The sequence below is a fragment of the Vescimonas coprocola genome, from assembly GCF_018408575.1.
In the GTDB taxonomy this organism is placed as follows: domain Bacteria; phylum Bacillota; class Clostridia; order Oscillospirales; family Oscillospiraceae; genus Vescimonas; species Vescimonas coprocola.
In genome coordinates this window covers 989,863-1,015,624 of sequence record NZ_AP023418.1, presented here as the reverse complement: position 1 = coordinate 1,015,624, position 25,762 = coordinate 989,863, and the positions used below count along the sequence as shown (strand labels likewise).

Below are 25,762 nucleotides of genomic sequence, written 5' to 3'. Positions count from 1 at the left end.
ATCAGTTTGAACCTCCAAACGAAAGAAGAACCGCAGAATGCGGCTCTTCCTATAACGCAGTGCTGAACTTAAGCCTCTTGTGCGGAAGTGTCCTCAATGGTCTCGGCCTCGGCCTCAGCGGCCCGGTGGTCATTGATGGCCTTGGCGTCGGCGTAGATGTCGTCGGCGCCCTCGCGGACAGAGGTGACGGTGTGCATGATGCAGTCCTTGGCACGCAGAGCGGCGGCGGTGGTGTGGGCATAGACCTTCTTAGCGTCCTCGCTGGTGAGGATCTTCAGGCCGGCCGTGCCGAACAGCAGACCGGCGGCGAACAAACCAATGTGTTTCATGATAAATTTCCTCCTGTTGATTGCGATTGCTGCGCTGAAACAGGCGCAACTCCTAAGATCGAAGTGCTCCGATCCGTGGCAGAATCATAGCACAACGAGTGGTACAATGCAAGTGTTTTTCATAAAAAAGTGGGGATCATGGGAACAAAAAGCTACACAACCGACGCCCCAAAGGGCATCAGGGCCAGACGGGCCATTTTGAAGCACTGGAGGCCCACAGGGACCCCGACAATGGTGACGCACCACAGGCATCCCAGAATGACATAGCCCAAGGCCATCTCCATTCCGGAGAGCAGCAGCCAGAGAATATTCACCAGCAGTGAGAAGCCCCCGCCGCCGTAGACTACCTCCTTGCCGAAGGGGAAAAAGGCCAGAGAGGCGAATTTGAAGCACTGAAGGCCCACAGGGATGCCCACAATGGTGATGCACCACAGGCAGCCCGCCAGCACCCAACTCAGTCCGCCGATGAGTCCGCCGAAGAGAAACCAGAGGATGTTGCCGATCGTTTTCATAGAAATACCTCGCTTGTAGCTGTCTCCGAGGGAGACTGGTTCTATCTTAAACGGAAATTGTGAAGTTTTCAACCACGGCGGGAAATATTTTCCCGGTGAGAGTCAGGCACCGGCGGAAATATAAACAAATCTACCCTTGCAAAGAGGAGAAATATATGGTAAAATCACCATAGAGTGCAGGCCCGTTGCTGCCCGGTGTGAAAAACCGGAGGAGAAAGGGTAGGCGCTCCCCGGCCTTGGAGCAGCTGATGGAGAACGATGTGGACAGCTATGAGATCGTGGAAGTGGGCGATATACAGGTAGACGACCTGCTCCTGTCAGCCGAAGAGCATCAGGCTATGCTGGCACAGAGAGAGGCACCGTATAACTGGGAGAGTGAGAGCGGTCAGGTGTCCTGAACGGCTGAACAGAAAAACGGGCTGCGGCCCGTGATAGGAAAGCTCATATAGCCTTGCGGAAATGGTGCAAGGCGTTTCTACGGAGCCGCCGAAGGCTCTACTATGGGTGCTCTGCCGGAAAAGCGGCGGGGTGCCTATTTTTTGCGGAAAGGAAGGAAACGGATATGGTGCAGGTTTTGAAGGGAAACATCGTGCAGGCCCCGGCGCTGGGGGAGCTGCAGATCACGGAGCAGGGCTATCTGGTGATGGAGGACGGCGTCATCCGGGGCGTCTATGACCGGCTGCCACTGGAATATGCTACGGCGCCGCTGGTGGATTACGGTCAGGCACTGGTGATGCAGTCCTTTGCGGATATGCACCTCCACGCCCCCCAATACCCCATGCTGGGCATGGGCATGGATCTGCCGCTGCTGGAGTGGCTGGACACCTACACCTTCCCCACGGAGGCACGGTTTGCCGACACGGACTACGCCCGCCGCATCTATCGCCGTCTGGCCACGGACCTCATCACCAACGGCACCACCCGTGTGTGTATGTTCTCCTCCCTCCACACCGACGCCACGTGGATCCTCATGGAGGAGCTGGAGCGGGCCGGCGTCACCGGCTATGTGGGCAAGGTGAACATGGATCGCAATGGCCTGCCCGGCGTGCTGCAGGAGACCACGGAGGAATCCATCCGGGAGACGCTGCGGTGGCTGGAGGGATGTCATTTCGACCATGTCAAGCCCATTCTGACCCCCCGCTTTACCCCCAGCTGCACCGATGAGCTGATGGCGGCGCTGGGCCGTCTGGCGCAGGAGAAGGGGCTGTATGTTCAGTCTCACCTGTCGGAGAATCTGGGGGAGATCCAGTGGGTAAAGGAGCTGCACCCGGACTGTCAGCAGTACTGGGAGACCTATGATAAGTACGGCCTGTGGAAGGAGCGCACCATCATGGCCCACTGTGTCCACTCCGACCGGCGGGAGTGCGACGCCATGCGCCGGGCTGGGGTGGTGGTGGCTCATTGCGCCGGTTCCAACATCAATCTGTGCAGCGGCGTGTCGCCGGTGCGGGAGATGCTCCAGCAGGGCATCTGGGTGACGCTGGGGTCCGACATCGCCGGCGGCGCCTGTCTGCCCATGTATAAGGTGGCTACCATGAGCATCCGGGCCTCCAAGATCAAGCGCATCGAGACGGACTGGTCCGAGGACTTCCTGACGGTGCCGGAGGCCTACTATCTGGCTACCAGCTCAGGTCACCGTTATTTCGGGGACAGAGATGGCTTCGCCCCAGGCAACCGGCTCCACGCCATCGTGGTGGACGACAGCGATTTCACGGAGGCCAGCCATCCCTTGACGGTGCGGGAGCGGTTCGAGCGGGCCATATATATGCTCCACCGCCACAACATCACCGCTGTCTGGTCCGACGGTCGCTGCGTGGTGGGGCAGATGCTGCAATAAAGGAAAAATGAAGAAAAAGCCCTCCGGCCTTGGCCGGAGGGCTTGCTGCTTCAAATACTGCGCTCCATAGGGAGATAGGCGGAAAAATCATTGGGGTGGACCTCACCGGTGAGGACGAAGCCGTTCTTGGTCCAGAAGGCCAGGCTCTGGGGATTGCCCTCATCCACCGCCAGCCGCAGCCGGTGATATCCGGCAGCGGCCAGCCGGGCTATGCAGTCCCGGAGGATGCGGCTGCCCAGTCCACAGCCCTGACGGTCATGAGCCGTCATGAACAGGCCGATGAAGGCGGTGTCGGCGGCGGGATAGTTCAGGATCAGATCCATCACGGCAATCAGGCAGTCTCCGTCGTAAAAGCCCACGAACCACTTATCTTCCATAGCTTTTCCCGGCGGCAGGGCGGTCATATCGGTCCGGATGCTCTCCGGCGTGGGCTGCGGCGGGTGATACCGGTAGAACAGGGGATTGCCCTGCATCAGCGCACAGACCTGCGCTGCATCCGCCTCCGTCAGGCGGCGGGCGGGACAGACGGCGTTACTCATGGGGCTGCTCGGCGGCCAGAACGGCCTCCGTATCGGCGTCGCACAGGCGGATCAACTTCTCCGCCAGAATTTTGGAGAACCCGGCGATGAGTCCGCACTCGATGACCAGCCGCCCCACGGCCCCCTCCTCGTCCCTGGAGGGGGTGCGGATGTCGGTGGCGGCGCTTTGGACCTGCTGGTTGAAGAACAGGGCCAGCTGCCGGAATTTTTCGGAGTAGGCCTCGTATACCGACCGCACGCAGTCCTCGCTGCTGTCGGCGGGCAAAATTTTCTGCACGTCGCTGATGCTGATGCTCTGCTTCATGGTGAGGATCATAATGAGGTAGGCGATGTGTACCCGGTAGTACTTCCGCTTCACCGGAGCAGGCATGATCTTCAGGCGCACATAGTTGTTGATGGCGGAGGAGGTGACAAAGCTCTCCTTGCCGCCGGGGATGGACGGGATGAAGCCGAGATACTGCACCAGCAGCACCACCACCTGATCCATGTAGAGCCCCAGATCAGGGATGGAATCCCAGTCCGGCAGATGGTAATTGGTGATGAACCGATCCCAGCGCTCCAGCTTGTGAATAATGAGTTTCTTATCGTATGACATGGCGTACCTCCTGTGCAGGCGCCGTCGGCGCACCGGCAGCGTGGAAGTCGGCTGTTTTTCTTAACAGTCTTTAAACAACTACTATATAATATCAGAAAAACTTGTTTTTTGCAAGGGTAAATAGCAGTTGACCTGTTGACTTTCGAAATCTAATATGCTATATTAGGAAAAACAGAAGATAGGGGGCTTGCTATTATGCCCAAGCAGGTGTATATTTATGGTGACTCCTTGCTGAAGGCCACCATGCCGGATGAGGGGTATCACTATCATTTCCATTACGACGAGGTACTGCAGCGCTATCCGGAACGCCGGACGCAGGTGGTGAACCGATCCAAAATGGGAGCCACCATCTCCAAGGGCGAGTCGCTGGTGCAGCACGATCTGAACCGGGGGCTGGAGGCCGACTATGCACTGGTGGCCTACGGCGGCAACGACAGTGACTACGACTGGGCAGCCATCGACGCAGACCCGGCGGGGAACCATCATCCCCGGACGGAGCTGCCTGCCTTTCGGGAGAAGCTCCGCCACACGGTGACCATGCTGCGGGAGAAGGGCATCCAGCCGGTGCTCATGAGCCTACCGCCCATTGACGCCACCCGGTATCTGGCCTTCATCTGCCGGGACGGACTGCGGAAGGAGCGGATCATGGACTGGCTGGGGGACGTGCAGATGATCTACCGGCATCAGGAGATGTACTCCGATGCGGTGACCCAGCTGGCCTATGCCGAGGGCCTGCCCCTGATCCCGGTGCGGGAGGAGTTCCTCAACGACCACAGGCTGATGCGGCTCATCGCCGCAGACGGTATCCATTTGACCATGCCCGGCTATGAGCGGCTGTTCGACACACTGGCGGACTGGCTGCGGATACGGGTATAAGAAGGAGTAGAAAGCTATGCTGAGAATTTTCACCGATACGGCGGCCAACGTCCCGCCCCACTTGCTGGAACAGTATCACATCACCGCCATGCCCCTGACGTATCTGCTGGACGGCCAGCCCACGGAGCTGGTGGGCCACGACTACTACGAGGCCATGCGGAAGGGCGCCGAGGTCAAGACCTCGCTGGTGAGCCCGGCTCTGATTCGGGACACCATGGAGAGTGCGCTCAAGGATGGGGATGACGTACTGTACATCGCCATCTCCGGCGGCATCAGCGGCACCTGCTGGAGCGCTGAGCTTATGGCGGAGGAGCTGCGGGGCGAGTATCCTGACCGCATGATCCGGGTACTGAATACCTGCGGCGCTTCGTTGGGAGAAGGCCTCGTGGTGCTGGAGGCAGCCAAAATGCTGGAGAAGGGCTGCACGGCAGATGAAATCATCCGGCAGGCCGAGGAAAATTGCGGGCGGATGCGCCAGTTCTTCATGGTGGACGACCTGAAGTATCTGCGCCGGGGCGGCCGCATCAGCGCTGCGGCGCAGGTAGCGGGCTCTCTGCTGAAGATCAAGCCCATCCTTCAGTCCGATCCGGAGGGCCACATCATCCAGCACAGCAAGGTTCGTGGTCAGCTGAAGGCCATGGAGACGCTGGCGGAGCTGTACAAGGAGTACGCTGTGGACGGCACCCGGACGGTGGGCATCGCCCATGCCGACTGCCCGGACGGGGCGCTGCGGCTGCAGGCTAAGCTGCGGGATGCCGGTCAGACCGGCGAGATCCTGTCGGTGTGCTATGAGCCGGTCACCGGTGGCCATGTGGGCCCCGGCACGGTGGCGCTGTTCTTCTTCGGCGAGGTCTGGCGCTAAGGCCGGATTTTCTGCGCCGGAGAGGTTGCATCCGGCACAATTATTGGTATAATATAGGCGGCGGGATGTCTTGTCCTGCCGCCTATCTTGTATAAAAGGGGGGACCTTCCCATGAAGATAAAGGACCTGCTGGAGCGCTCCGGCGTGCAGTTACTATCCGGCGGTTGCGGAGAAGAGGAGATCACGGCGCTGACCTACGACTCCCGGAAGGCGCAGACCGGGAGCCTGTTTTTCTGTCTGCGGGGCGCCCGTTCCAACGGAGAGGACTTTGCGCCGGCGGCCTATGCACAGGGCTGCCGCTGTTTCGTCAGCGAGGGGACGCTGGACGTGCCGGAGGATGCGGACGTGGTGCGGGTATCGGATGCCCGTCAGGCGCTGGCGCAGATCTCGGCGGCGTTTTTTGGCTTTCCCCAGCGGGATGTGACCATCATCGGCGTCACCGGCACCAAGGGCAAGACCACCGTGGCGGAGACGGCCTGCTCCGTCATGAACCGCATGGGCTTGTCCTGCGGCGTCATCGGCTCCAACGGGGCCGCCTACGCCGGGAAGCACGTGGGAACCAGCAATACCACACCGGAGAGCTACGAGCTGATGCGGCTGTTTCGGGCCATGCGGGACGAGGGCGTCCGGTATGTGGTGATGGAGGTGTCCTCTCAGGCGCTGGCCCGCCACCGGGTGGACGGCATCACCTTCGATACGGCGGTGTTCACAAACCTCTCCCCGGACCACATCGGCACCGAGGAGCACCCGGACTATGCCCACTACCGGGACAGCAAGAAGCGGCTGTTCGCCCAGTGCCGCCACGGCATCTTCAACGCCGACGACCCGGAGGCGGAGTACATGATGGCGGGCAGTCCCTGCGAAAAGAGCACCTATGCCATTCACCGTCCGGCGGATCTCCGGGCGGAGAGAGTGAACATCCTGAAGGCCGGGGACCTGTTCGGTATGGAGTTCACGGCGGCCGGCACTACCTACCACATTCGGATGCCGGGGGAGTACAACGTCTACAACGCTCTGGCGGTGGTGGCACTGGTGGGGCGTTATACGGACCGCACCTGCGAGTTGGCGGAGGCCCTCAGCTATGTGACGGTGCCGGGCCGGTTCGAGGTGCTGCCGGACGTGATGCCGGGATGTACCGTAGTGCTGGATTTTGCCCATAACTCCATCAGCATGAACGCCCTGCTGCAAACGGCCCGCAGCTACGATCCGGCTCGCATCATCGCCGTGTTCGGCACCGGCGGCCGCACCAGAGTGCGCCGCCACCAGCTGGGGGAGGCAGTGGCCAAGGGGGCCGATTTGGCCATTATTACCACCGACGACCCGGATCGGGACGACCCGGCGGAGGTCATTGCGGACATTGCCACCTGCTTCGGCCCCGGCAGCTGCCCCCATGTGGGTATTGTGGACCGCCGGGAGGCGGTGCGCTATGCGCTGGAGCAGATGCGTCCCGGCGATATGCTGCTGCTGTGCGGCAAGGGCCGGGAGGGCTACCAGCTGGTGCAGGGGAAGAAGATCCCCTACGACGAAGAGGAGACGGTCCGCTCCTGCGCCCGTGAGCTGCTGGAGTCCCGCCCACAGGCCCTGTGACCGGGATGAGGAAGGCTTCCTACAAGATAAAAAGAGACGGTGCGGCATAAGTTATCCACGCACAAGGACAACATGAATTGCGTTCAGAGCATATAAATCGGCGGCAATATACCTCATTAGGTATATTGCCGCCGATTTGATCAATAAAGGACTTGCAGCTTTCAGGTTAGCATTTTATCAATTTCGATTCCTTATGGTAGACACACGAATAGCGGTCAACGTGGGAAATGATCGACTCGGATATTTCTAAAAACAGTCTGCTGCCTGCATCCGTTTTCGCATCAGGCCCAGACTTCCTGCAGCACCCGGATGGCGTTACCGCCGATGACCTTGGCAATATCCTCATCGCTGTAGTTGTGCTTTACCAGCCAGCGGATAATGTTCCAGCTGGATTCGGTGGGGTTCTCCAGATACTTCACATAGGGGACCTCTTCATACTCCGCACCGGTCTTGGAGGTGGCGGCGATGGACAGTGCCTGTGCAAAGGCATGATGCACGCCCACGTGATCACCGTACAGGCAATCCACGCCAAAGCCCACATGGTCGATGCCCACCATGTTTTTCACATATTCAAAGTGCTCCATAAAGCTGTCCAGATCGTGGGTCATCTTGGTTTTGGACATAGTGGTGTGGGGAGCGGCCTCAATGCCGACCACGCCGCCCTTGACAGCAACGGCCTGAATCATCTCATCGCTGGCCATCCGCTTGGTGTTCCACACGCCTTTTGCACCTACATGGCTCATAATGATCGGCTTCTTGGAATAGGTGATTGCATCATAAGCAGTCTGAGGGCCGCAGTGGGATACGTCAATGAGCATACCCACCTTGTTCATTCGCTCTACGCACTGCTTGCCGAACATGGTCAGGCCGCCGTCATGGACCTCCTTGCAGCCGTTGCCCAGCGCATTGCTTTCGGAATAGGTCACACCCAGCTGGCGGACGCCCAAGCCGTAGAGAATATCAATGCGGTCTACCTCGTTTTCAATAGGAGCGGCTCCCTCCACCACAAATACCATAGCGATCTTTCCAGCCTTCTTGGCGGCAAAAATGTCATCCACGGTCTTACAATGGATAATAAAATCCTGATGAGCCAGATCGCACAGCCGCATACCCAGATCGTGAATGATGTCGATCCACTTCCAGCCGCCGGGACTGGAGATGATATTCACACCGTCCAGCTGGTTATCGAATACGCAGTCGATATTTGAATAGGCCAGTGCTTCATAAGCGGTCATCTCCCGGCCGTTGCGCATCACATTGTCGATATTCTGCTTGCTGGTAACGTCCTTCGGGAACAGAGTCGGATGATCATGGACGCTGACATAGGGATATTTTGCCAGCAGCTCCGCAACACGAGCCTCCTGCTCCGGTTCCAGCTCTACTACATGGCGGCCGGCCCAGTCCCAGTCGGCCCACTCAAATTTGGGGAAATCCTTTCCCTCCTCCAGATACTCATATGCTTTGTAGCCTTTATAGGCAGGCTTCATTTTGTACTCCATTGCATGGTTTCCTTTCTGTTTTTAATTAGGACCAGACTTCTCGCAGCACCCGGATGGCATTGCCGCCCAGCACCTTGATAATTTCCTCGTCCGTATAACCGTGTTTGATGAGCCATCTGGGAATATTCCAGCTTGCCTCAGTCGGATTTTCCAGATACTTCACAAAGGGAACCTCCTGATAAGGCACCGTGGTTTTGGAAGTATCCCCGGTAGACAGGGCTGCGGCAAAAGCGTGATGCAGACCCACGTGGTCGCCGTACATACAGTCCACGCCGAATCCCACATGGTCGATGCCCACCAGATTCTTTACATATTCGAAGTGCTCCATGTAACTGTCAATATCGTGGGTCATACGGGTCTTTGACATGGTGGTGTGTGGGGCAGCCTCGATACCGACCACACCGCCTTTGGCAGCAATGGCTTGAATCAATTCGTCGCTTGCAAGGCGCTTTGTGTTCCAAACACCCTTCGCTCCGGTATGGCTCATAATAATGGGCTTGGTGGAATGGACCACCGCATCATAAGCGGTCTGAGAGCCGCAGTGGGACACATCAATAAGCATACCCACCTTGTTCATCCGCTCCACGCATTGCTTGCCGAACATGGTCAGCCCGCCGTCGTGGTCCTCCTTGCAGCCGCTCCCCAATGCATTGCTCTCGGAATAAGTCACGCCCAGTTGGCGGACGCCCAATCCATACAGGATGTCAATGCGGTCCACCTCGTTTTCAATGGGAGCAGCTCCCTCGATCACAAACACCATGGCGATCTTGCCCTCTTTTTTTGCGGCAAAGATATCGTCCACGGTTTTACAATGGACAATAAAATCCTGATGGGCCAGGTCACACAGCCGCATCCCCAGATCATGAATGATGTCGATCCACTTCCAACCGTTAGGACTGGAAATAATGTTGGTGCCGTCCATCATATTATCGAAGATACAGTCGATGTTGGAATAGGCCAGCGCCTCATATCCGCAGCGGTCCCGGCCAGTCCGCATGGCGTCAAACAGCGGTTCACAGGTGGACATATCCCGTGTGGTAAAGTCCGGATGATCGTGGAGGCTGACGTAGGGCGTTCTTTCCAGCAGTTCCCTGCACCGGGCCTCTTCTTCCGGATTCAAGGGCAGGACGTTTCGACCGGCCCAGTCCCAGTCCGCCCAGTCAATGACCTTAAAATCCCTTCCCGGCTCAAGATACTGATACGCCTCATAGGGGCGATACCCTTTCTTCAGTTGAAATTCCATACAATTTGCTCCTGTTCAGCAGAACGGTCAGGCCCAGACTTCCCGCAGCACCCGGATGGCGTTGCCGCCGATGACCTTGCCGATGTCCTCTTCGCTGTAATTGTGCTTTACCAGCCAGCGGATGATGTTCCAGCTGGCTTCTGTGGGATTCTCCAGGCCCCAGACGAAGGGCACTTCCTCGTAAGAGGTATTCGCAGTTTCCGCTGTAGACAGGGCAGCGGCAAAGGCGTGGTGTACGCCCACATGGTCGCCGTACAGGCAGTCCACGCCAAAACCAACGTGGTCGATGCCGATCAGGTTCTTCACATACTCGAAGTGCTCCATCACGCTGTCCAGATCATGGGTCATCTTGGTTTTGGACATGGTTGTGTGGGGGGCAGATTCAATACCGACCACGCCGCCCTTGGAACCGATGGCTTTAATGAGATCATCGCCGGCCATACGCTTAATGTCCCATACGCCCTTGGCGCCCACGTGGCTCATGATAATGGGTTTCTTGGAATACATGACCGCGTCATAGGCTGTTTGCTGGCCACAGTGGGACACATCAATAAGCATACCCACCTTGTTCATCCGCTCCACGCACTGCTTGCCGAACATGGTCAAGCCACCGTCGTGATCCTCCTTCATGCCATTACCCAAAGCGTTGCTCTCAGAATAGGTCACGCCCAACTGACGGACGCCCAGACCGTAGAGAATATCGATGCGATCCACTTCATTTTCAATGGGAGCTGCGCCCTCAATGCAAGGCACCCAGGCGATCTTGCCAGCCTTCTTGGCAGCAAAAATGTCATCAACCGTCTTGCACTGGATCAGAAAATCCTGATGAGCAAGGTCGCACAGCCGCATTCCCAGATCATGAATAATGTCGATCCACTTCCAGCCGCCGGGACTGGAGATGATATTCACACCGTCCATCATATTGTCGAAGATGCAGTCAATATTGGAATAGGACAGTGCCTCATAACCGCAGACAGCACGGCCCTGCCGCATGGAATCATAAATGTGGTCAATGCTGGACATATCCTTTGGGTAAAATGTAGGGTGATCGTGAAGGCTGATGTAAGGATGCTTCTTCAGGATCTCCTGCACCATGGCTTCCTGATCCGGCTCCAGCTCTACAACATGGCGTCCGGCCCAGTCCCACTGTGCCCATTCGATCTTTGGATAGTCCTTGCCCTCTTCCAGATATTCATAAGCCTTATAACCCTTATAAGCAGGTTTTTGTACAAAGTTCATCAGTTCAAACACCTTTCTTCATAATCTTTTTTGAAAAGAGGGGGGCTCCCGCAGGAGCCCCCCTCTCTCCATGCAACCATTACATACGAAGCAGCAGGGGTGCTTTATTTCGCATGGACGTTGACAAAGTTGGCGCAGGCCAGGAACGCGCTATTGCCGGGGGACAGGTGCCAGCCGGTGAAGTTGGTGGTGTCAGCGGCATAGGTGTTGTTGGGCACGAACAGGTGGCAGCAGGGCAGGTTCTCCACAAACCACGTCTGCCATTGGTTCAGCAGCTCCAAACGCTTGTTGTAGTCGGTTTCGCTCTGCATGGCATTCAGCAGATCCTCCTGCTCCTGACTGTTGAACTCCATGAAGTTCAGAGTCTGGCCGATGCCGAAGACCGTCAGCAGGGTGGTATCCACATCGTCGATGGTTCCCCAGCTGCTGTAGCTGATGTCATACTTGTGGCCCTGGGTCACGTTGGCGGAGAAAGTTGCGGCGTCCACAGGCTGCAGCTTCAATTCCACGCCGGCCTTGGCAAAGTCAGAGGACAGAATGGACATGATGCCGTCCACATTGGCCATCGTGCCCTTGTAGGTAATGGTGAAGCTCAGAGGCTTGCCATCGGCGCTTTCACGGATGCCGTCGCCGTTGGTATCCACATAACCGGCGTTCTCCAAAATGGAGGCGGCAGCAGCGGTATCAAACTCAGGCTGACGGATGTTGGAAGCGGTAAAGTCACTGTAAACGGGGCTGATAGGCGTGTACATCGGCGTTGCAGCGCCGGACATGGCCACGTTTACCAGAGCCTCACGGTCGCAGCTGGCGGCCAGGGCCTTACGAACATTCACATCCTGCAGCAGTTCGTTGGTCTGAGAGAAGGTGATGAGCGTATAGCCAAGGGAGCCAACAGATTCGATCTGATAGTTGGAGTTGCTCTGCAGCTGAGAAATGGAAGATGCGCTGAGGAAGTTGGCACAGACATCGACCTCGCCGTTCTGCAAGGCCAGCACCATAGCATTCTCGTCGGTGTACACGCGGAATACCACTTCATCAATGCAGGCTCCGGCACCGTCATTGGCCTGAGTGAAATAGGGGTTGCGCTTCAGAGTGACATACTCGCCGTCCACCCACTCGGAAATATAGTAGGGACCGTAACCAGCGCCGGAGTAAGAATAGGTAGTGGGCTCTTCCACAGAGGACCACTCGCTCTCACGCATCACGGGTATCCAGTTGCCGGCGCCCTTCCAGAAGTTCACGTTTCCGGAAGTCAGAGCAAATTCCACGGTGCGCTCATCCGGGCAGGAGGACTTTTCAAAATCCACCAGACCATAGTAGCTGTCGAAGAAGCCGATGTGATGCTCCACACCGTACTTGGCGGTGAACAGCAGATCCGCAGAAGTGACGGGGGTACCATCATTCCAGTAGAGTTCCTTCAGCTTGATGGTCCAGACGGTGCAGTCCTCGTTGGACTCGGAGGACTCAGTCAAATAGTCATACTTGTTGCCGTCATCATCAATGGCAACGAGGTTGGGGCAGACCAGATTCATGATGGTTGCAGAATTCAGGTCATTCTGACACCAGATATTCATGCTCACGGGAGCGCTGTTCAGGCCCACCTGTATGGTGCCGCCGGTCTTGGAACCTTCGCCAGTGTCATCATCCGCCGTCTTTCCGCCGCAGGCTGCCAGGGAAAGCACCAGGCAGAGAGACAGCACGAGTGCAAGAAATTTTTTCATATTGTTACCTCCAGTAATATTTCATCACAGCTTCACTGCAACGTTTGAAATTGATTGGGCTGACACTCAGCCCTGAGCATTTTTCCGAAGGACACGACCTGCGTAGGTTCTCAGCAGGTCACCGTCTTTCAGTTCGACCTTGCCGTTGCATAGCACCAGATCGCAGCCGGTGGCATTCATCTGCGGTGTTTTGTACTGCATCTGATCCATCTCCGGATACCGGTAGTTGGGCAGATCGATCACGGCGATATCGGCGTAATTGCCTTCCACCAGACGGCCCCGCTTATAGATGCCGAAGTGATCGGCCACCATGCTGGTATTTCTGCGGACAACCTCTTCATAGGGAACGCCCTTGCCCACATACATCTGGGCGAAGATGGCGAACCCGCCCCGGCGTCGGATCTCGTACCAATCGTAAGGATCTGCGGGATCTCCCATGATGGTGTCGCTGCCTACGGAAACATAGGGATTCTTCACGATGGATTCACAGTGGTCGATGAAGTTGCTGGGCACATTGGCGGCGGGTGCGTTGAGCCAGAACACATAGTTCTTCTCATCCCCCAGCAGATCCAGCATGCAGTCATCCTCATCGATGCCCCGCTCCTGCGCAATATCCCGGACAGACCGGTTTTCCAGATGCGGATCATCGGAGTTGACGATGTAAACCTTGTCCTTAGGACCGGCAAAGGTATAGTTGTCCTTCTTGATCATTGCCCGGCCCTCAGGCGTATGCAGCGCCCTCTTAACACCCTCAATGCCCTGACTGAACAGCTCGTCACTGAGGGCCATGGTGAACAGCAGCATCCGCTCCTTGCCGGTGCAGTGTCCCACACTGCTGGGAATCACATCGATCCGGGCGCGAACGCCGTCTTCTTCGATGGCTTTCAGAGCAATGTCGTATGCCTCGGGCACAGCGGAAGCCAGATGGGAGATCTGGATCTTGGCACCGGTGCGGCGGCCCACCTCGCAGAATTCCGCAGTAGACTCGGGAATACCGATCTGGTGGCGGAGATGGGCTGCGGAAACTGCGTCATATCGTTTGATCTGACTGACTACATTGCACAGTTCCTCCATAGAGGCATACCGGCTGGGGACATAGTCCAGACCGAAGGAAATACCCCAAGCGCCCTGATCCATGTTGTGGCGGATGATATTTTCGATTTGTGCCTGCTCCAGCTCGTCCGGTGCCCGGTTATAGGCACCATGCATCACATACTGGCGGATACTGCCGTGGCCCAACAGGGTGACAAAGTTGCAGTTGGTTCCCACCTGTTCCACGGCCTGAGCATACCCCTCAAAATCATGCCAGTCGGGCCAGTCCCGCAGATAGCGCTGATACTGCTTCAGTCCCACAAGGCCGTTTCCCAGATAATAGTCCAATACTTCCTTTTTATGTCCGGGTGTAATGCTGTGGCTGCAATTGCCGTTCACCAGCGTGGTCACGCCCTGACGGATATAGGACTCATAGCGCCCATCGTCAAAGCAATACCATTCCTCATGAACGTGGGGGTCGATAAGGCCGGGAATCACGTATTTGCCGGCGGCATCGTATACCTCGGCAGCAGGCTCCTGAATATCAGGGGCAATACGGGCTACCTTGTCACCCTTTACCGCAACATCCGCTTTAACAGCAGGCTTTCCGGAGCCATCCACTACCAAGCCGTTTTTAATCAGATAATCATACATACGTTTCTACTCCTTTCTAATCACTCTCTGGATTTAGGGCTGAGACTGTCATTGATGGCCGTTCCCAGCAAATTGAAGCAAACCACATACACGACGATGCACAAGCTGGGCAGCAGCCACCACCACCAGGGATTGGGGGAGCTGATCACGGCGTTCTGCCCCCACGCCCGCTTGAGCATGGTCCCCCAGCTCCAAGTGGTCGGATCACCCAAGCCAAGAAAGCTCAGGCTGGCTTCCGTCAACACGGCGGAGGCCATCACCAGTGTCATATTGACGAACACCGGGCCGGTAGCATTGATGAGTATGTGTTTGAAGAGGATACGAGGCTTGGAGAGTCCCAGACAGGTGCAGGCCTCAATATACTGCATCTCCCGGATCTTCATGGTGCTGTTCTTCGTTACACGGGCCAACTGCGGCCAGGAGAATATACCTAAGATGATCGCCACGTTGGTAATAGAGGTTCCCATTACCGCCGCAATAATAATCATCAGCGGTAGCATGGGCAGCGTCATAAAAATGTCAATGAAGCCGTCGATCACTTCCCGGAGCCAGCCGGTGTTATAGCCGCACAGCAGGCCCACCGGTATGCCGATCACGCCGGCAATGAGCATAGCCATAACGGAAACGTACAGCGAGGTGCGAGCACCCCAGACCAGTTCTGCAAAAATATCCAGACCAATGTTGTCGGTCCCCAGCCAGTGCAGAGCGCTGGGAGCCTGAAGAATATCCTGCGTGTAGCCATCTGGTTTGGCGATCAGCATCGGCCCCACCAGACCGATCAGCAGAATCAGCAAGACGCCGATCATACCGATCATACCGTTGCGATTACGTACAAAATAATAGAGGAAGCCTTTTCGTTCTTTCATAATCAACCTCCTAGCTTGATTCGGGGATCCAGCCAAGCGACCACAAGGTCAGTGAGAAAACTCATGATTACCACGGCTACCGCCATCACAAGAAACGCACCCTGAAGCACCGGGTAATCCAGTGCATTCACAGCGTCATAGACCATCCGACCGATGCCCGGCCAAGAGAATACCGTTTCCGTTACCGTGGCGCCGCCTACCATGAATCCGATCTGCATACCGATGACCGTCACAGTGGGGATCAGTGCGTTTTTCAGCGCATGGACACGAAGTACACGCCCCTTGTTATTTCCCTTGGCGTAAGCGGTGCGAATATAGTCCTCATGCAGCACATCGATCATGCTGTTGCGGGTATACAGCACCGCATTGGCAAGGTTGGTGATGGACAGGGCGATGGCGGGAAGGATCAGATGCTTGGCAACGTCGCCGTAATAAGACCAGCCGGTGCCCTTGGGCGGCGTATATGCGCCGCCGGTAGGCAGCAGCTTCAGCTTAAAGGAAAAAAGGTACAACAGTAGGAACGCCATAAATGGAATGAATACAGATATTCCCATCGTCACCAGCACGCTGATGACCCGGTCCGAAAGTTTTCCTTTGTGGGCTGCTGCGTACAAGCCCACGCTGATGCCAATCAGAATGACGATCAGCATGACTGCCGCCAAAAGCAGCAGCGTCCAAGGCAGCTTTTCCGCAATATACTGGGAAACCGGAATTCGCTTGGCAAAGCTGCTTCCCAGGTTGCCATGAAGCAATTCCTTCATATAGAGGCCGTACTGGGTCAGCTTCGACTGGTCCAGGCCGAACTCCTCGATCAGCGCCTGCTGCGCCTCCTCGGACATCTGGGGACTGACCATCAGATCTACGGGATTGGAGGGCATAGCACGGACAATAAAGAATACCAGCGTCACGGAGAGCAGGATCGTCAGAATACCCCGCCCGAGACGTTTCAGAAGATAACGAACCATGGATCAACCCTCCTTTGCAAAGTGACAGCGCACGCAGTGATCAGTCCCCACCGTTTTCATATCCGGCTCCTGCTCGAAACAAATGGGCTTTGCCATGAAGCAGCGTTGGCAGAATCGGCAGCCTGCCGGAGGATCTACTGCGCTGGGAATATCTCCCTCCAGCAGGATCCGCTCCTTGTGGAGCGCAATGCTGGGTTCCGGTACAGCGGAAAGCAGAGCCCGGGTATATGGGTGGATATCGTCCCCCGTCAGTTCACTGTACGGGGCGATCTCCATGACCTTGCCCAAGTACATCACCATGACCCGGTCGCTGATATAGCGAACCACAGCCAAATCATGGCCAATGAACACATAAGTCAGATGAAACTGCTCCTTCAGACTTTGAAACAGGTTCAAAATCTGTGCCTGTACGGAAACATCCAGTGCGGAAACGGACTCATCGCAAAAAATCAGCTTTGGATTCACCGCCAAGGCCCGGACGATGCCGATACGCTGCCGCTGACCGCCTGAGAACTCATGGGGATATCGGTCGAACACCGCAGGCTGCAGCCCCACGACTTCCAACAGGTGCTGGATCTTTTCCTTTGCCTCAGCATAACTGGATGCCTGACCGTGAAGCAGCATTGGCTCGGCGATCGCATTGCCGATCTTGATTTTTGGGTTCAGGCTGGCGTAGGGATCCTGAAAGATCATCTGTATTTCGCTGCGCAGGCGACGCTTTTCGCCGGCAGATACTTTGAAGTCCGTAATGTCCTCTCCTTGATAAAACACCTGCCCAGAGGTGGAGGGCGTCAGCGCAAGGATCGTTCGGGCCAACGTGGACTTACCGGAACCGGATTCTCCCACGATTCCCAGCACCTCGCCGGGATAGACTTCGAAACTGACATCCTCTGCGGCGTGCACGTATCTCTGTTTTTCAATCAGCTTTCGCTTTTTCACAGGGAACATCTTAGTCAGATGTTCTGCTTTCAAAATGGGGGTTTCCTTTTTTTCACTCATGGTACGGTTCCTCCCCTTCAAAGTTCATCCAGCATTGAACGATATGGTCTTCTCCCACCCGCTTTACCGGTGGAATTTTGGTGCGGCACTCCTCCGTGCAGTGTTGGCAGCGATCCGCAAACCGACACCCCTCCTTAAAATCATACACAGTAGGCACAGTGCCGGGTATGGTGTAGAGCGGCTTCTTTTCACTGCGCATAGTAGGTACGGAGGCCATCAGTCCCTGGGTGTAGGGATGCAGCGGGTTGTCGAAAATCGCTTTCAGTGTGCCACGCTCAATGGCACGGCCCGCATACATCACCACCACCTCCTCGCAGATCTCTGCCACGATCCCCAGATTGTGCGTAATCAGCATCAGACTGCCGGAGGATCCCTTCAGGCGGCGCATGATATCCAGGATCTGCGCCTGGATCGTTACATCCAATGCGGTGGTCGGTTCGTCGGCAATCAGTATGGCGGGATGGTTGATAATGGCCATGGCAATCATTACCCGCTGGCGCATACCGCCGGAAAATTCATGCGGATATTGATTGATCCGGGTCTCTGGATTGGCAATGCCCACATCATTCAGCGCCTCACAGACCTGTTTCCGAATCTCATCTTCCTTCATTTCCGGATGGTGCAGCTTCAGACATTCGCCAATCTGCTTGCCGATTGTCATGACTGGATTCAGCGCTGTCATTGGCTCCTGAAAGATCATTGCGATCTGCTTTCCCCGGATCTTTTCCATCTCCGGCTCAGACTTTTTCAGCAGATCCTCTCCATTGAGCAGGATCTCTCCTCCCTGTACAGAGGCCGCAGCCGGCAGAAGCCGCATCAGAGAAAGGCTGGTCATGCTTTTGCCGCAGCCGGATTCACCTACGATTCCCAAAGCCTTTCCTTCGTCCAACTGCATATTCAGATGGTCGATCAGGTTGTAGACCTTTCCGTCATCGTCCTTAAAACCCATGCTGTAATCCTTGAATTGTACCTGTGTTGACATTGTTGATACCCACCTTTCCTCTGTTCATTTCCACTTCTAAACGGAATCAATGCATTTCAGCCTCGCGCTTGAGCTTTCAAACGCTTTAACACTTTACCGCTTTGCAACACTAAACTTAAAATTAATTTTTGCTATCATAGTTCTCTGACGGCTAAAAATAAATGACATATGTCACGTTCTTTTCGCCGAACTTTTTTGCGGTTTCCCCGGAATTTTTGATGCGGGCGTGCAAACAAAAGGACTTCCCAAAATTTGTCTTTTCTTCAAGGACAAATGCCCACTTTTTGTTTCTCCAAAGATAATGTTTTGTCATCCCTTTACTTTTTTATAAACCTATGTTATCTTTACTATTACTAAGAAATATGGCTGCACAAGAAGAAAACGATTACTTTTGCACCTTCTAAAGGAATGTTTGCTATGATCCAGTTGAACGATCCTGCGCTGAAATGCGCACTGATAGAAAAACACCATTTTCAAGAGTATTTCTCGCTTGATCTGGAGAAATGCTCTGTCCTGCTGCGTTGTGAGGCAGGAGAAACCCTGTGCCACAGCGGTGAGATCTATCCGGAGATCCAGCTGTTGGCGGATGGGGCACTCATAGCCTCCAGCGTTTCTAAAAGCGGAAAACTGCACTGCGAGCTGCAGTATCAGAGTCCTAACATTTTAGGACTTACTTCCGCTCTTTGGAATAAGCCCGCCATTAACACCATTGAAGCGCTGACCCCCTGCCTGTGTCTGAGTCTTTCCGTGGATCTATACGGGGAGGCGCTTCACCAAGATACAAAGTTTCTCAACTACGCCTGCTCGTATCTGGCAGAGCATATCAGGAAAAATTTCATTCACTATGAACAGCTGCCAACCAGATTAGCTCAGTTTATTCTGCGGGAGCAAAAAGATGGTTACTTCGGCTACAACACCAGACTTTGCGCTGACGTACTGGAAACCAGTCAACGGCATCTGCTGCGGACACTTCGTTCCTTCTGCGACAAGGGTATTTTGGAGCACGTTGGTCGCAGCCGCTACAGGATTTTGGATGTGAGCAAGTTAGAAGCTCAGTAATTGATTGTCTGCCTTGATCCCATCAGCTTTTTGTAAAGTCAACAAATTGCTCTCCGGCTTATTGCAGTTTCAAAACAATCTTTCCTACAGGCTTATTACAATTTCTGATGAATTATCTGTCGCTATAAAATGAAAAACTCCCATACCGGGTTTGCTTTCGCTGGCGCAAGCATAGCGTTTGTATGACAAATGCGCTTGCTGGGGAAATCCCCAGTCAACCATGCCGCCTGCGGGCGGAAACTTCTCGGCAACGTTGCCAGAAGGTGAGGGCGCAGAATCGGGTTCGCCCATATTGCCAAACCCGATCACAGCGGACTGCACGAAAGCGCTGCAGACAATCTTGTCACAAGCGGCAGCCGCCGAAAAACGGGTTTGACAATGCTGCAAAACCCGTTCTCAAAAAAACGATGCCTCGCATTCTAAAGTATTTCTTCACGTGCAAAGCATAAAATATCGGGTTCGCTGAATTCACCGAACCCGATATTACTTTTTGGCAAAGTCGTCTAAAAGTAAGGTTTGGCAATCTTGCCAAACCTTATCATCACACGACCATTTCCCGCGCCACACAGATCAGGGACACCACCCAGGACAATGCTGCAAGTCCCGCCAGTACGAAGAAAATACCATCCGCCGGCGTGGTGTGAGCCAGATACCATGGACGAGACACGGTAACTGCCAGTGCCCCATACAGGCAGCGGTACAGACAGCCGCAGCGCCTGCATCAGACGGACGAGCCCGCCAGGCAGCGTCACTCCCAGCATCAAAAAAGCATGCATCATGTTCCATGCTTCCTTCCGTAATTTGTTGCATGTTACCATCAGCGGACAGACTTTGCAAGGGTCTGTCCGCTGATTTTTTGTGCGAATTATCTATGATGAGGGGGGGCTGTCAGACACCCTCAATTTCGGCGGCAGGGGGTCAATGAAACACCCTATACCATCAATTTTTTGTAGAAATTTTTAATTTCTGGTTACTCACCACGCTGTTTTTTCGGGAGGGATAGTGAGGGGGCTACGCAGAAGTCGAGAACCGCTTTGGGTAACATTGCCGAAAGCGGTTGGGCGATAACTACCCATGTTGGCCCCGTGCAGCCTTCTTTCACACCTGCTGGCATCCTTTGCCCGCCGGAGTGGGAGAACACCCGTGTGGGGCGGGAAACGCCACCGGTATTCCACAGAAAGAGAGAGATCCAGCGCCTGCGGGAAACCGTGAACGGGACGGACAGCTTCCTTGATAAAGCAAAGCGGTACACGGATATCACGGCGCTGGCACCAGAGTTGCTGTGGCCGTTCATTGAGAGGATCGTGGTCCACAAGAAAGAGGTAACGTGGTCTAAACACGCGCCCCAGACCGTGGAGATTTACTACAACGGCATTGGCTATGTCGGCAGTGGTCAGCAGGATGTGGAAGAAGCACTGGAAGCACCAGAACCCCAGGACACAGAGAAACCCCGGCAGGCATCGTAAACACGATGACCTGCCGGGGTATCCTGGGGATCACTTGTTCCCCCTGTGAGGGGGGGGACATAGCCGCACCGCCTCTTTTTATCGTTCCTGTTACTTTGTCAGCGTGGCGACCCACTGGCTGTACTTGGCCAGATTCTCGTCCCGCCCCGTCTCATCCTTGCCGATGGTGAGAATGTAGACCTTGATCTTAGGCTCCGTGCCGGAGGGCCGCACCAGAATGGTAGTGCCGTCCGCCAGCTCATACCGCAGCACATTGCTGCCGGAGAGTTCCATAGCGGTCTTTTCGCCGGTGCGGCAGTCGATGACGCTGCCGTCGGTGTAGTCCTTGCGGCGCAGCACCTCTACCCCGGCGATGTGGGTGGGGGGAGCGGCCCGCAGGGACTTCATCAGTGCCGCCATCTTCTCCAGCCCGTCCAGACCCGGCATCACCAGATTATGGGTCTTTTCGCCGTAGAAGCCGTACTTCCGGTACAGGGCCTCCAGCGCATCGAACAGGGTCATGCCCTGCACGGCATACCACGCCGCCATCTCCGTCAGGATCAGGGAGGCGGTAACGGCGTCCTTATCCCGGACATAGTCGCCCAGCATATAACCGTAACTCTCCTCGTAGCTCATGATCACATGGCCCAACCCTTGGGATTCCAGCTGGTTCTTCTTCTCCGCCATGAACTTGAAGCCGGTGAAGGTATCGCAGCAGGTAACGCCGTTGGCCTCGGCCACCTTCCGGGCCATCTCCGTGGTGACGATGGTCTTGAGGAAGTAGGGATGCTCCGGCAGCTTGCCTGCCCGGCGCATGGCCCCGATGAGGTAATCCAGCATCAGAACGCCCGTCTGGTTGCCGGTGACGGGGATGAAGGAGCCGTCCCGGCTGCGAACCATGATGCCCACCCGGTCGCTGTCCGGGTCGGTGCCCAGAATGAAGTCGGCGCCCACCTTGTCCGCCAGCTGGATGGCCAGATAGAAGCCCTCCGGGTTCTCCGGATTGGGGGAGACCACCGTGGGGAAGTTGCCGTCCAGCACCATCTGCTCCGGAACGCAGTGCAGATGCTTCACGCCCAGACCCCGCAGCGCCTCCGGTACCAGCTTCCAGCCGCAGCCGTGGAAGGGGGTATAGACCATATGGAAGGTATCGGCCACCTTGGCCATGGACTCCCGGTCGTTGACCATGGCCATGACGTGGGACATGAACCGTTCGTCCGTCTCGGCACCCATGATCTCGATGAGGCCCTGGGCCTTGGCATCGTCAAACTCCATCCGGCGGATGCCGGTGAAAATGTCGATCTGCTCCAGCTCACGGGCAATGGCGGCAGCGTGCTGGGGCGGCAGCTGGGCGCCGTCAGACCAGTAGACCTTATAGCCGTTATACTCCTTGGGATTGTGGCTGGCGGTGACATTGATGCCCGCCTGACAGTCGTATTCCCGCACGGCGAAGCTCAGCTCCGGCGTGGGCCGCAGCGACTCGAAGATACGCACATGGATGCCGTTGGCGGCGCAGACCTCTGCGGCGGCTCTGGCAAACTCCATAGAGTGGTTGCGGCAGTCCATGCACAGGGCCACGCCCCGGCCCTTGGCCTCCTCGCCCTCAGCGCAGATGACGTTGGCAAAGCCCTGAGTGGCCCAGCGGATGACGTGGATGTTCATCTGGTGCAGGCCCACCTTCATGGTGCCACGCAGACCGGCGGTACCGAATTCCAGCGGCCCATAGAACCGCTCCCGGATCTCCTTCTCATCGTCCCGGATGCTCTCCAGCTCGGCGTGCTCCTGCTCGCTCAGGGCAGGGGATGCCAGCCACTTTTCATATTCCTGCATATAAGACATGATGGATGCTCCTTTCGGTTTACTCGTCTGCCTCGTTGGGCATGGGCATGGAGGCCAGCAGATTCTGGGCGTCCTCCGCCATGGAGGCCGGGACGTACAATCCCACGCCGAAGCCGGAGAAGCCGTTGATGACCTTTCCGGCGCCGCCCTCCTTGTCGTAGTATTTGAAACATGGGATCCCGTAAGCCGTCAGCAGGGAGATGGTCACGTCTGCGTCGGCAGGGGAATCGAAGGTGTGGGCAAGCAGGACTGCCTGCTCCCGCTCACCGTTTTCGTCAGTGGGCCAAGCGGGGATATTGGGGGAGATACCCCAGTAACTCAGTTCCATGGATAGGCCTCCTTTATATATGTCCTTGTATTATATCACGAATTTTCTTAAAAGGGAAGTGTTTCATTTGTGATATTTTGTTCCGGCGGAGATTTGATACGCCCGATAGATCTGCTCCAGCAGCATGATCCGGGCCAGATGGTGGGGGAAGGTCATGGGGGACATGGACAGCCGCCAGTCCGCCTGCCGTTTCAGGCTCTCGTCCAGCCCCACGCTGCCGCCGATGAGGAAGGTCAGCTGCGTCTTACCGGCCACGGCCAGTTCCTCCATCCGACGGCTCAGCTCCACGCTGGAGCAGGGCTTTCCCTCGATGCACAGGGCGATGACTGCCCCACCCTTGGGGAGCCTTTCCCGGATGGCTGCCGCCTCCGCCGCCAGCGCCCGCTGTACCTCCGCCGGGGAGGGAGACTCCGGCAGACGGCTCTCCGGCAGCTCCACCAGCTCCAGCTTGCAGAAGCGCTGGAACCGCTTGACGTACTCCGCCGCCGCCTCCAGATAGAATTTCTCCTTCAGCTTGCCTACGCACAGAACCGTCACTCGCTGCATACCGGTACCTCCATCCCGTAGGGGGGACTGACCTCGCTGCGGGGAGCCACCTCCAGCAGTACCTCCGCCTCCACCGTATTCAGGCGTCGCTGCACCGTGTCCCATGCCCGCTGGGGGGTGTTGTTCTCCCGGCTCAGGTGGGCCAGAACGATGCACCGTGTGCCGCACCGGGCCATCCGGGCGGCGAACTCCGCCGCTGCATCGTTGGACAGATGCCCCTCGTCTCCCAGGATGCGGGCCTTCAGGGAATAGGGATACGGCCCGCTGCGGAGCCACTCCACGTCGTGGTTGCTCTCCAGCACCAGCGTATCTACCCCCGCCAGAGCGGCTTCCGCCTCCGGGGTCACATAGCCCGTATCCGTGAGAAAACCCACGGCGGCGCTGCCGTCCACCCGATAGTCCACGCTCTGGGCGGCGTCATGGGAGGTGCGGAATACCGTCACCCGGCAGTCTCCCACGGAAAACACCGTCCCCGGCTCCACCGGACGCAGCAGGGACTCGATGCCGGCGATGCGGTAGGCCAGCTGCCGGGCGGTGCCGGGACTTGTGTAAATGGGGATGCGGTGGTGCTTTACCATGGTTTGCAGGCCGCTGACGTGATCCGAATGCTCATGGGTGATGAGTACGCCGTCCACGTCCGCCATGGTCAGCCCCAGCTGCAAAAGCCCCGCCTTGATGCGGCGTGTGGAAATTCCGGCGTCCAGCAGCAGATGCACGCCCCCGTCCGACAGCAGCAGGCAGTTCCCTTCGGAGCCGCTGGCCAGTGTATGTATGGTCATCAATGTGTCTTTCCTCGCAATAAACCGACTACCGCCGCAGACTGCCAACAGCCTGCGGCGGAAAGATTATGTCCTATCAGCAGATGTGAGCCTCGGTCTCCTCCGGCTCCGGAATCTCCTCCACCCGGATATCGGCGCCCAACTGGCGGAGCTTGCCCACCAGATCCTCGTAGCCACGCTCGATATACTGTACCTGCGTCAGCTCCGTTTCGCCCTGAGCGGCCAGACCGGCGATGACCAGAGCCGCACCGGCCCGTAGATCACAGGCCTGCACCGGCGCACCGGTGAGTTGTGTGACGCCCTCCACCACGGCCACCCGGCCGTCCACCTGGATCTGAGCGCCCATACGCCGCAGTTCCTCCACATACTTGAAGCGGTTGTTCCATACGCCCTCCGTCACCAGACTGGTGCCTTGGGCCAGACACAGCGCCACCGTGATCTGGGGCTGCATATCCGTGGGGAAGCCGGGGTAGGGGAGGGTCTTGACGTTGGCCCGCTGCAGCGGCCCGCTGCGGCGGATGAGCATGGTGTCGTCCTGCTCCTCCACCGTGACGCCCATTTCCATGAGCTTGGCGGAGATGCAGTCCATGTGCTTGGGAATGATGTTGCGGATCAGCAGCTGTCCGCCTGTGGCGGCCACAGCGGCCATATAGGTCCCCGCCTCGATCTGGTCGGGGATGATGCAGTAGGTGCCGCCGCTGAGGCGCTCCACGCCCTTGATGCGGATGGAGTCCGTACCGGCACCCTTGATGTCGGCGCCCATGGAGTTGAGGAAGTTGGCCAGATCCACGATGTGTGGCTCCTTGGCGGCGTTTTCGATGGTGGTGGTGCCGTCGGCCAGCACGGCGGCCATCATGATGTTCATGGTAGCACCCACGGACACCACGTCCATGTAGACGTTGGCGCCGGTGAGCCGGCCGCCTCTGGCTGCGGCATGGACGAAGTTGCCCTCCGTCACCTCGGCGCCCATGGCCCGGAAGCCCTTGACGTGCTGGTCAATGGGCCGCACGCCGAAGTTGCAGCCGCCGGGCATGGCCACGGTGGCCTCGCCGAAGCGGCCCAGCAGCGCCCCCAGCAGATAGTAGGACGCCCGGATGCGCCGTGCCATATCATAGGAGGGATGGGTGCTGCGGACGGTGCGGCAGTCGATCTCCACGGCGTGCTGATTCAGCACCCGCACCCGTGCGCCCAGCTCATCCAGAATGGAGAAAAACAGGGTCACGTCGCTGATTTGGGGGATGTTCTCGATGCGGCATACGCCGTCCACCAGCAGGGCGGCAGGGATGATGGCAACGGCGGCGTTCTTGGCACCGCTGATCGTGACCTCACCAAACAGGGGACGGCCACCGTGAATGATATACTTGTTCAAAACAGGCATCCTCTCTTTTTACATATAGCCGGGACAAGGGTAGCTTGCCCGGAGACGGTA

At 56.9% G+C, this 25,762-nt stretch carries 25 protein-coding genes and 1 riboswitch; of the genes, 7 read left to right on the top strand and 18 right to left on the bottom strand.

Annotated features, from left to right (window positions below):
- Positions 1–68: 68 nt before the first annotated feature.
- Complete coding sequence (locus tag KJS28_RS05050; RefSeq protein ID WP_213541989.1) at positions 69–329, bottom strand: DUF6110 family protein; 261 nt, start codon at positions 327–329, stop codon at positions 69–71.
- Positions 330–481: 152 nt separating this feature from the next.
- Positions 482–841 carry a YccF domain-containing protein gene (locus KJS28_RS05045; RefSeq protein WP_213541988.1) on the bottom strand — a complete coding sequence of 120 codons (360 nt, stop codon included), beginning with the start codon at positions 839–841 and terminating at the stop codon, positions 482–484.
- A gap of 236 nt (positions 842–1,077) precedes the next feature.
- On the opposite strand from KJS28_RS05045, the gene KJS28_RS05040 reads away from it, so the two are divergent.
- A complete protein-coding gene (locus KJS28_RS05040) occupies positions 1,078–1,239 on the top strand; it encodes a hypothetical protein (RefSeq protein ID WP_213541987.1) in 162 nt (53 codons plus the stop codon).
- A gap of 23 nt (positions 1,240–1,262) precedes the next feature.
- Positions 1,263–1,362: riboswitch (purine riboswitch) on the top strand.
- Positions 1,363–1,403: 41 nt separating this feature from the next.
- Complete coding sequence (locus KJS28_RS05035; RefSeq protein WP_213541986.1) at positions 1,404–2,678, top strand: amidohydrolase family protein; 1,275 nt, start codon at positions 1,404–1,406, stop codon at positions 2,676–2,678.
- Positions 2,679–2,728: 50 nt separating this feature from the next.
- Here KJS28_RS05035 and KJS28_RS05030 read toward each other — a convergent pair whose 3' ends face one another.
- Complete coding sequence (locus KJS28_RS05030) at positions 2,729–3,217, bottom strand: GNAT family N-acetyltransferase (protein ID WP_213541985.1); 489 nt, start codon at positions 3,215–3,217, stop codon at positions 2,729–2,731.
- A complete protein-coding gene (locus KJS28_RS05025; RefSeq protein WP_213541984.1) occupies positions 3,210–3,812 on the bottom strand; it encodes a DUF1836 domain-containing protein in 603 nt (200 codons plus the stop codon). Before KJS28_RS05025 ends, KJS28_RS05030 begins: the two co-directional genes overlap by 8 nt.
- A gap of 195 nt (positions 3,813–4,007) precedes the next feature.
- On the opposite strand from KJS28_RS05025, the gene KJS28_RS05020 reads away from it, so the two are divergent.
- The 3 genes from KJS28_RS05020 (at position 4,008) to KJS28_RS05010 (ending at position 7,137) form a co-directional block, all read left to right on the top strand.
- Entirely contained in the window at positions 4,008–4,688 is a 681-nt protein-coding gene (locus KJS28_RS05020) for an SGNH/GDSL hydrolase family protein (RefSeq protein ID WP_213541983.1), read from the top strand.
- A 16-nt stretch (positions 4,689–4,704) separates the two neighbouring features.
- Entirely contained in the window at positions 4,705–5,550 is an 846-nt protein-coding gene (locus KJS28_RS05015; protein ID WP_213541982.1) for a DegV family protein, read from the top strand.
- 111 nt (positions 5,551–5,661) lie between these two features.
- On the top strand, positions 5,662–7,137 hold the full coding sequence (locus KJS28_RS05010; RefSeq protein ID WP_213541981.1) for a UDP-N-acetylmuramoyl-L-alanyl-D-glutamate--2,6-diaminopimelate ligase: 1,476 nt from the start codon (positions 5,662–5,664) through the stop codon (positions 7,135–7,137).
- Positions 7,138–7,418: 281 nt separating this feature from the next.
- Here the strand turns inward: KJS28_RS05010 and KJS28_RS05005 are convergent, their stop codons facing one another.
- The 9 genes from KJS28_RS05005 to KJS28_RS04965 form a co-directional block, all read right to left on the bottom strand.
- Positions 7,419–8,636, bottom strand: coding sequence for a dipeptidase (locus tag KJS28_RS05005; RefSeq protein WP_228298447.1), 1,218 nt, complete (start codon positions 8,634–8,636; stop codon positions 7,419–7,421).
- Positions 8,637–8,661: 25 nt separating this feature from the next.
- Positions 8,662–9,879: a dipeptidase gene (locus KJS28_RS05000; protein WP_228298446.1), complete on the bottom strand. Its 1,218-nt coding sequence runs from the start codon at positions 9,877–9,879 to the stop codon at positions 8,662–8,664.
- 27 nt (positions 9,880–9,906) lie between these two features.
- Entirely contained in the window at positions 9,907–11,118 is a 1,212-nt protein-coding gene (locus tag KJS28_RS04995; protein WP_213541980.1) for a dipeptidase, read from the bottom strand.
- Between the two features lie 104 nt (positions 11,119–11,222).
- On the bottom strand, positions 11,223–12,839 hold the full coding sequence (locus KJS28_RS04990) for an ABC transporter substrate-binding protein (RefSeq protein ID WP_213541979.1): 1,617 nt from the start codon (positions 12,837–12,839) through the stop codon (positions 11,223–11,225).
- Positions 12,840–12,905: 66 nt separating this feature from the next.
- The gene (locus KJS28_RS04985) at positions 12,906–14,525 is read right to left on the bottom strand and encodes an N-acyl-D-amino-acid deacylase family protein (RefSeq protein WP_213541978.1); all 1,620 of its coding nucleotides are present in this window, start codon (positions 14,523–14,525) and stop codon (positions 12,906–12,908) included.
- 20 nt (positions 14,526–14,545) lie between these two features.
- Positions 14,546–15,391, bottom strand: coding sequence for an ABC transporter permease (locus KJS28_RS04980; RefSeq protein WP_021859362.1), 846 nt, complete (start codon positions 15,389–15,391; stop codon positions 14,546–14,548).
- Between the two features lie 2 nt (positions 15,392–15,393).
- Complete coding sequence (locus tag KJS28_RS04975) at positions 15,394–16,356, bottom strand: ABC transporter permease (RefSeq protein ID WP_213541977.1); 963 nt, start codon at positions 16,354–16,356, stop codon at positions 15,394–15,396.
- A gap of 3 nt (positions 16,357–16,359) precedes the next feature.
- A complete protein-coding gene (locus KJS28_RS04970) occupies positions 16,360–17,355 on the bottom strand; it encodes an ABC transporter ATP-binding protein (protein WP_213541976.1) in 996 nt (331 codons plus the stop codon).
- Positions 17,348–18,337, bottom strand: a complete 990-nt coding sequence (locus tag KJS28_RS04965) for an ABC transporter ATP-binding protein (protein ID WP_213541975.1) — start codon at positions 18,335–18,337, stop codon at positions 17,348–17,350. Before KJS28_RS04965 ends, KJS28_RS04970 begins: the two co-directional genes overlap by 8 nt.
- Positions 18,338–18,754: 417 nt before the next feature.
- Here KJS28_RS04965 and KJS28_RS04960 point away from each other — a divergent pair, with 417 nt between their 5' ends.
- Both KJS28_RS04960 and KJS28_RS04955 read left to right on the top strand, forming a co-directional pair.
- Positions 18,755–19,396, top strand: coding sequence for a helix-turn-helix domain-containing protein (locus tag KJS28_RS04960; RefSeq protein ID WP_213541974.1), 642 nt, complete (start codon positions 18,755–18,757; stop codon positions 19,394–19,396).
- 1,034 nt (positions 19,397–20,430) lie between these two features.
- Positions 20,431–20,862 (top strand): DUF4368 domain-containing protein, encoded by a 432-nt coding sequence (locus KJS28_RS04955; protein WP_213541973.1) that lies wholly within the window; start codon positions 20,431–20,433, stop codon positions 20,860–20,862.
- Positions 20,863–20,952: 90 nt separating this feature from the next.
- Here KJS28_RS04955 and KJS28_RS04950 read toward each other — a convergent pair whose 3' ends face one another.
- The 5 genes from KJS28_RS04950 to KJS28_RS04930 form a co-directional block, all read right to left on the bottom strand.
- A complete protein-coding gene (locus tag KJS28_RS04950; RefSeq protein WP_213541972.1) occupies positions 20,953–22,680 on the bottom strand; it encodes a phospho-sugar mutase in 1,728 nt (575 codons plus the stop codon).
- Between the two features lie 19 nt (positions 22,681–22,699).
- The gene (locus tag KJS28_RS04945) at positions 22,700–23,008 is read right to left on the bottom strand and encodes a hypothetical protein (protein WP_213541971.1); all 309 of its coding nucleotides are present in this window, start codon (positions 23,006–23,008) and stop codon (positions 22,700–22,702) included.
- Positions 23,009–23,071: 63 nt separating this feature from the next.
- Positions 23,072–23,554 (bottom strand): 23S rRNA (pseudouridine(1915)-N(3))-methyltransferase RlmH, encoded by a 483-nt coding sequence (rlmH, locus tag KJS28_RS04940; RefSeq protein WP_213541970.1) that lies wholly within the window; start codon positions 23,552–23,554, stop codon positions 23,072–23,074.
- Positions 23,542–24,333 (bottom strand): MBL fold metallo-hydrolase, encoded by a 792-nt coding sequence (locus KJS28_RS04935; protein WP_228298445.1) that lies wholly within the window; start codon positions 24,331–24,333, stop codon positions 23,542–23,544. The genes rlmH and KJS28_RS04935 overlap by 13 nt, the downstream gene beginning before the upstream one ends.
- 76 nt (positions 24,334–24,409) lie before the next feature.
- Positions 24,410–25,702: a UDP-N-acetylglucosamine 1-carboxyvinyltransferase gene (locus tag KJS28_RS04930; RefSeq protein ID WP_213541968.1), complete on the bottom strand. Its 1,293-nt coding sequence runs from the start codon at positions 25,700–25,702 to the stop codon at positions 24,410–24,412.
- Positions 25,703–25,762 lie beyond the last annotated feature (60 nt).

Excerpts from the sequence above, each read along its gene's own strand:
- KJS28_RS05050 (WP_213541989.1), bottom strand. The coding sequence starts at position 329 with ATGAAACACATTGGTTTGTTCGCCGCCGGTCTGCTGTTCGGCACGGCC.
- KJS28_RS05045 (WP_213541988.1), bottom strand. The coding sequence starts at position 841 with ATGAAAACGATCGGCAACATCCTCTGGTTTCTCTTCGGCGGACTCATC.
- KJS28_RS05035 (WP_213541986.1), top strand. The coding sequence starts at position 1,404 with ATGGTGCAGGTTTTGAAGGGAAACATCGTGCAGGCCCCGGCGCTGGGG.
- KJS28_RS05030 (WP_213541985.1), bottom strand. The coding sequence starts at position 3,217 with ATGAGTAACGCCGTCTGTCCCGCCCGCCGCCTGACGGAGGCGGATGCA.
- KJS28_RS05025 (WP_213541984.1), bottom strand. The coding sequence starts at position 3,812 with ATGTCATACGATAAGAAACTCATTATTCACAAGCTGGAGCGCTGGGAT.
- KJS28_RS05020 (WP_213541983.1), top strand. The coding sequence starts at position 4,008 with ATGCCCAAGCAGGTGTATATTTATGGTGACTCCTTGCTGAAGGCCACC.
- KJS28_RS05015 (WP_213541982.1), top strand. The coding sequence starts at position 4,705 with ATGCTGAGAATTTTCACCGATACGGCGGCCAACGTCCCGCCCCACTTG.
- KJS28_RS05010 (WP_213541981.1), top strand. The coding sequence starts at position 5,662 with ATGAAGATAAAGGACCTGCTGGAGCGCTCCGGCGTGCAGTTACTATCC.
- KJS28_RS05005 (WP_228298447.1), bottom strand. The coding sequence starts at position 8,636 with ATGGAGTACAAAATGAAGCCTGCCTATAAAGGCTACAAAGCATATGAG.
- KJS28_RS05000 (WP_228298446.1), bottom strand. The coding sequence starts at position 9,879 with ATGGAATTTCAACTGAAGAAAGGGTATCGCCCCTATGAGGCGTATCAG.
- KJS28_RS04995 (WP_213541980.1), bottom strand. The coding sequence starts at position 11,118 with ATGAACTTTGTACAAAAACCTGCTTATAAGGGTTATAAGGCTTATGAA.
- KJS28_RS04990 (WP_213541979.1), bottom strand. The coding sequence starts at position 12,839 with ATGAAAAAATTTCTTGCACTCGTGCTGTCTCTCTGCCTGGTGCTTTCC.
- KJS28_RS04985 (WP_213541978.1), bottom strand. The coding sequence starts at position 14,525 with ATGTATGATTATCTGATTAAAAACGGCTTGGTAGTGGATGGCTCCGGA.
- KJS28_RS04980 (WP_021859362.1), bottom strand. The coding sequence starts at position 15,391 with ATGAAAGAACGAAAAGGCTTCCTCTATTATTTTGTACGTAATCGCAAC.
- KJS28_RS04975 (WP_213541977.1), bottom strand. The coding sequence starts at position 16,356 with ATGGTTCGTTATCTTCTGAAACGTCTCGGGCGGGGTATTCTGACGATC.
- KJS28_RS04970 (WP_213541976.1), bottom strand. The coding sequence starts at position 17,355 with ATGAGTGAAAAAAAGGAAACCCCCATTTTGAAAGCAGAACATCTGACT.
- KJS28_RS04965 (WP_213541975.1), bottom strand. The coding sequence starts at position 18,337 with ATGTCAACACAGGTACAATTCAAGGATTACAGCATGGGTTTTAAGGAC.
- KJS28_RS04960 (WP_213541974.1), top strand. The coding sequence starts at position 18,755 with ATGATCCAGTTGAACGATCCTGCGCTGAAATGCGCACTGATAGAAAAA.
- KJS28_RS04950 (WP_213541972.1), bottom strand. The coding sequence starts at position 22,680 with ATGTCTTATATGCAGGAATATGAAAAGTGGCTGGCATCCCCTGCCCTG.
- KJS28_RS04945 (WP_213541971.1), bottom strand. The coding sequence starts at position 23,008 with ATGGAACTGAGTTACTGGGGTATCTCCCCCAATATCCCCGCTTGGCCC.
- rlmH (WP_213541970.1), bottom strand. The coding sequence starts at position 23,554 with ATGCAGCGAGTGACGGTTCTGTGCGTAGGCAAGCTGAAGGAGAAATTC.
- KJS28_RS04935 (WP_228298445.1), bottom strand. The coding sequence starts at position 24,333 with ATGACCATACATACACTGGCCAGCGGCTCCGAAGGGAACTGCCTGCTG.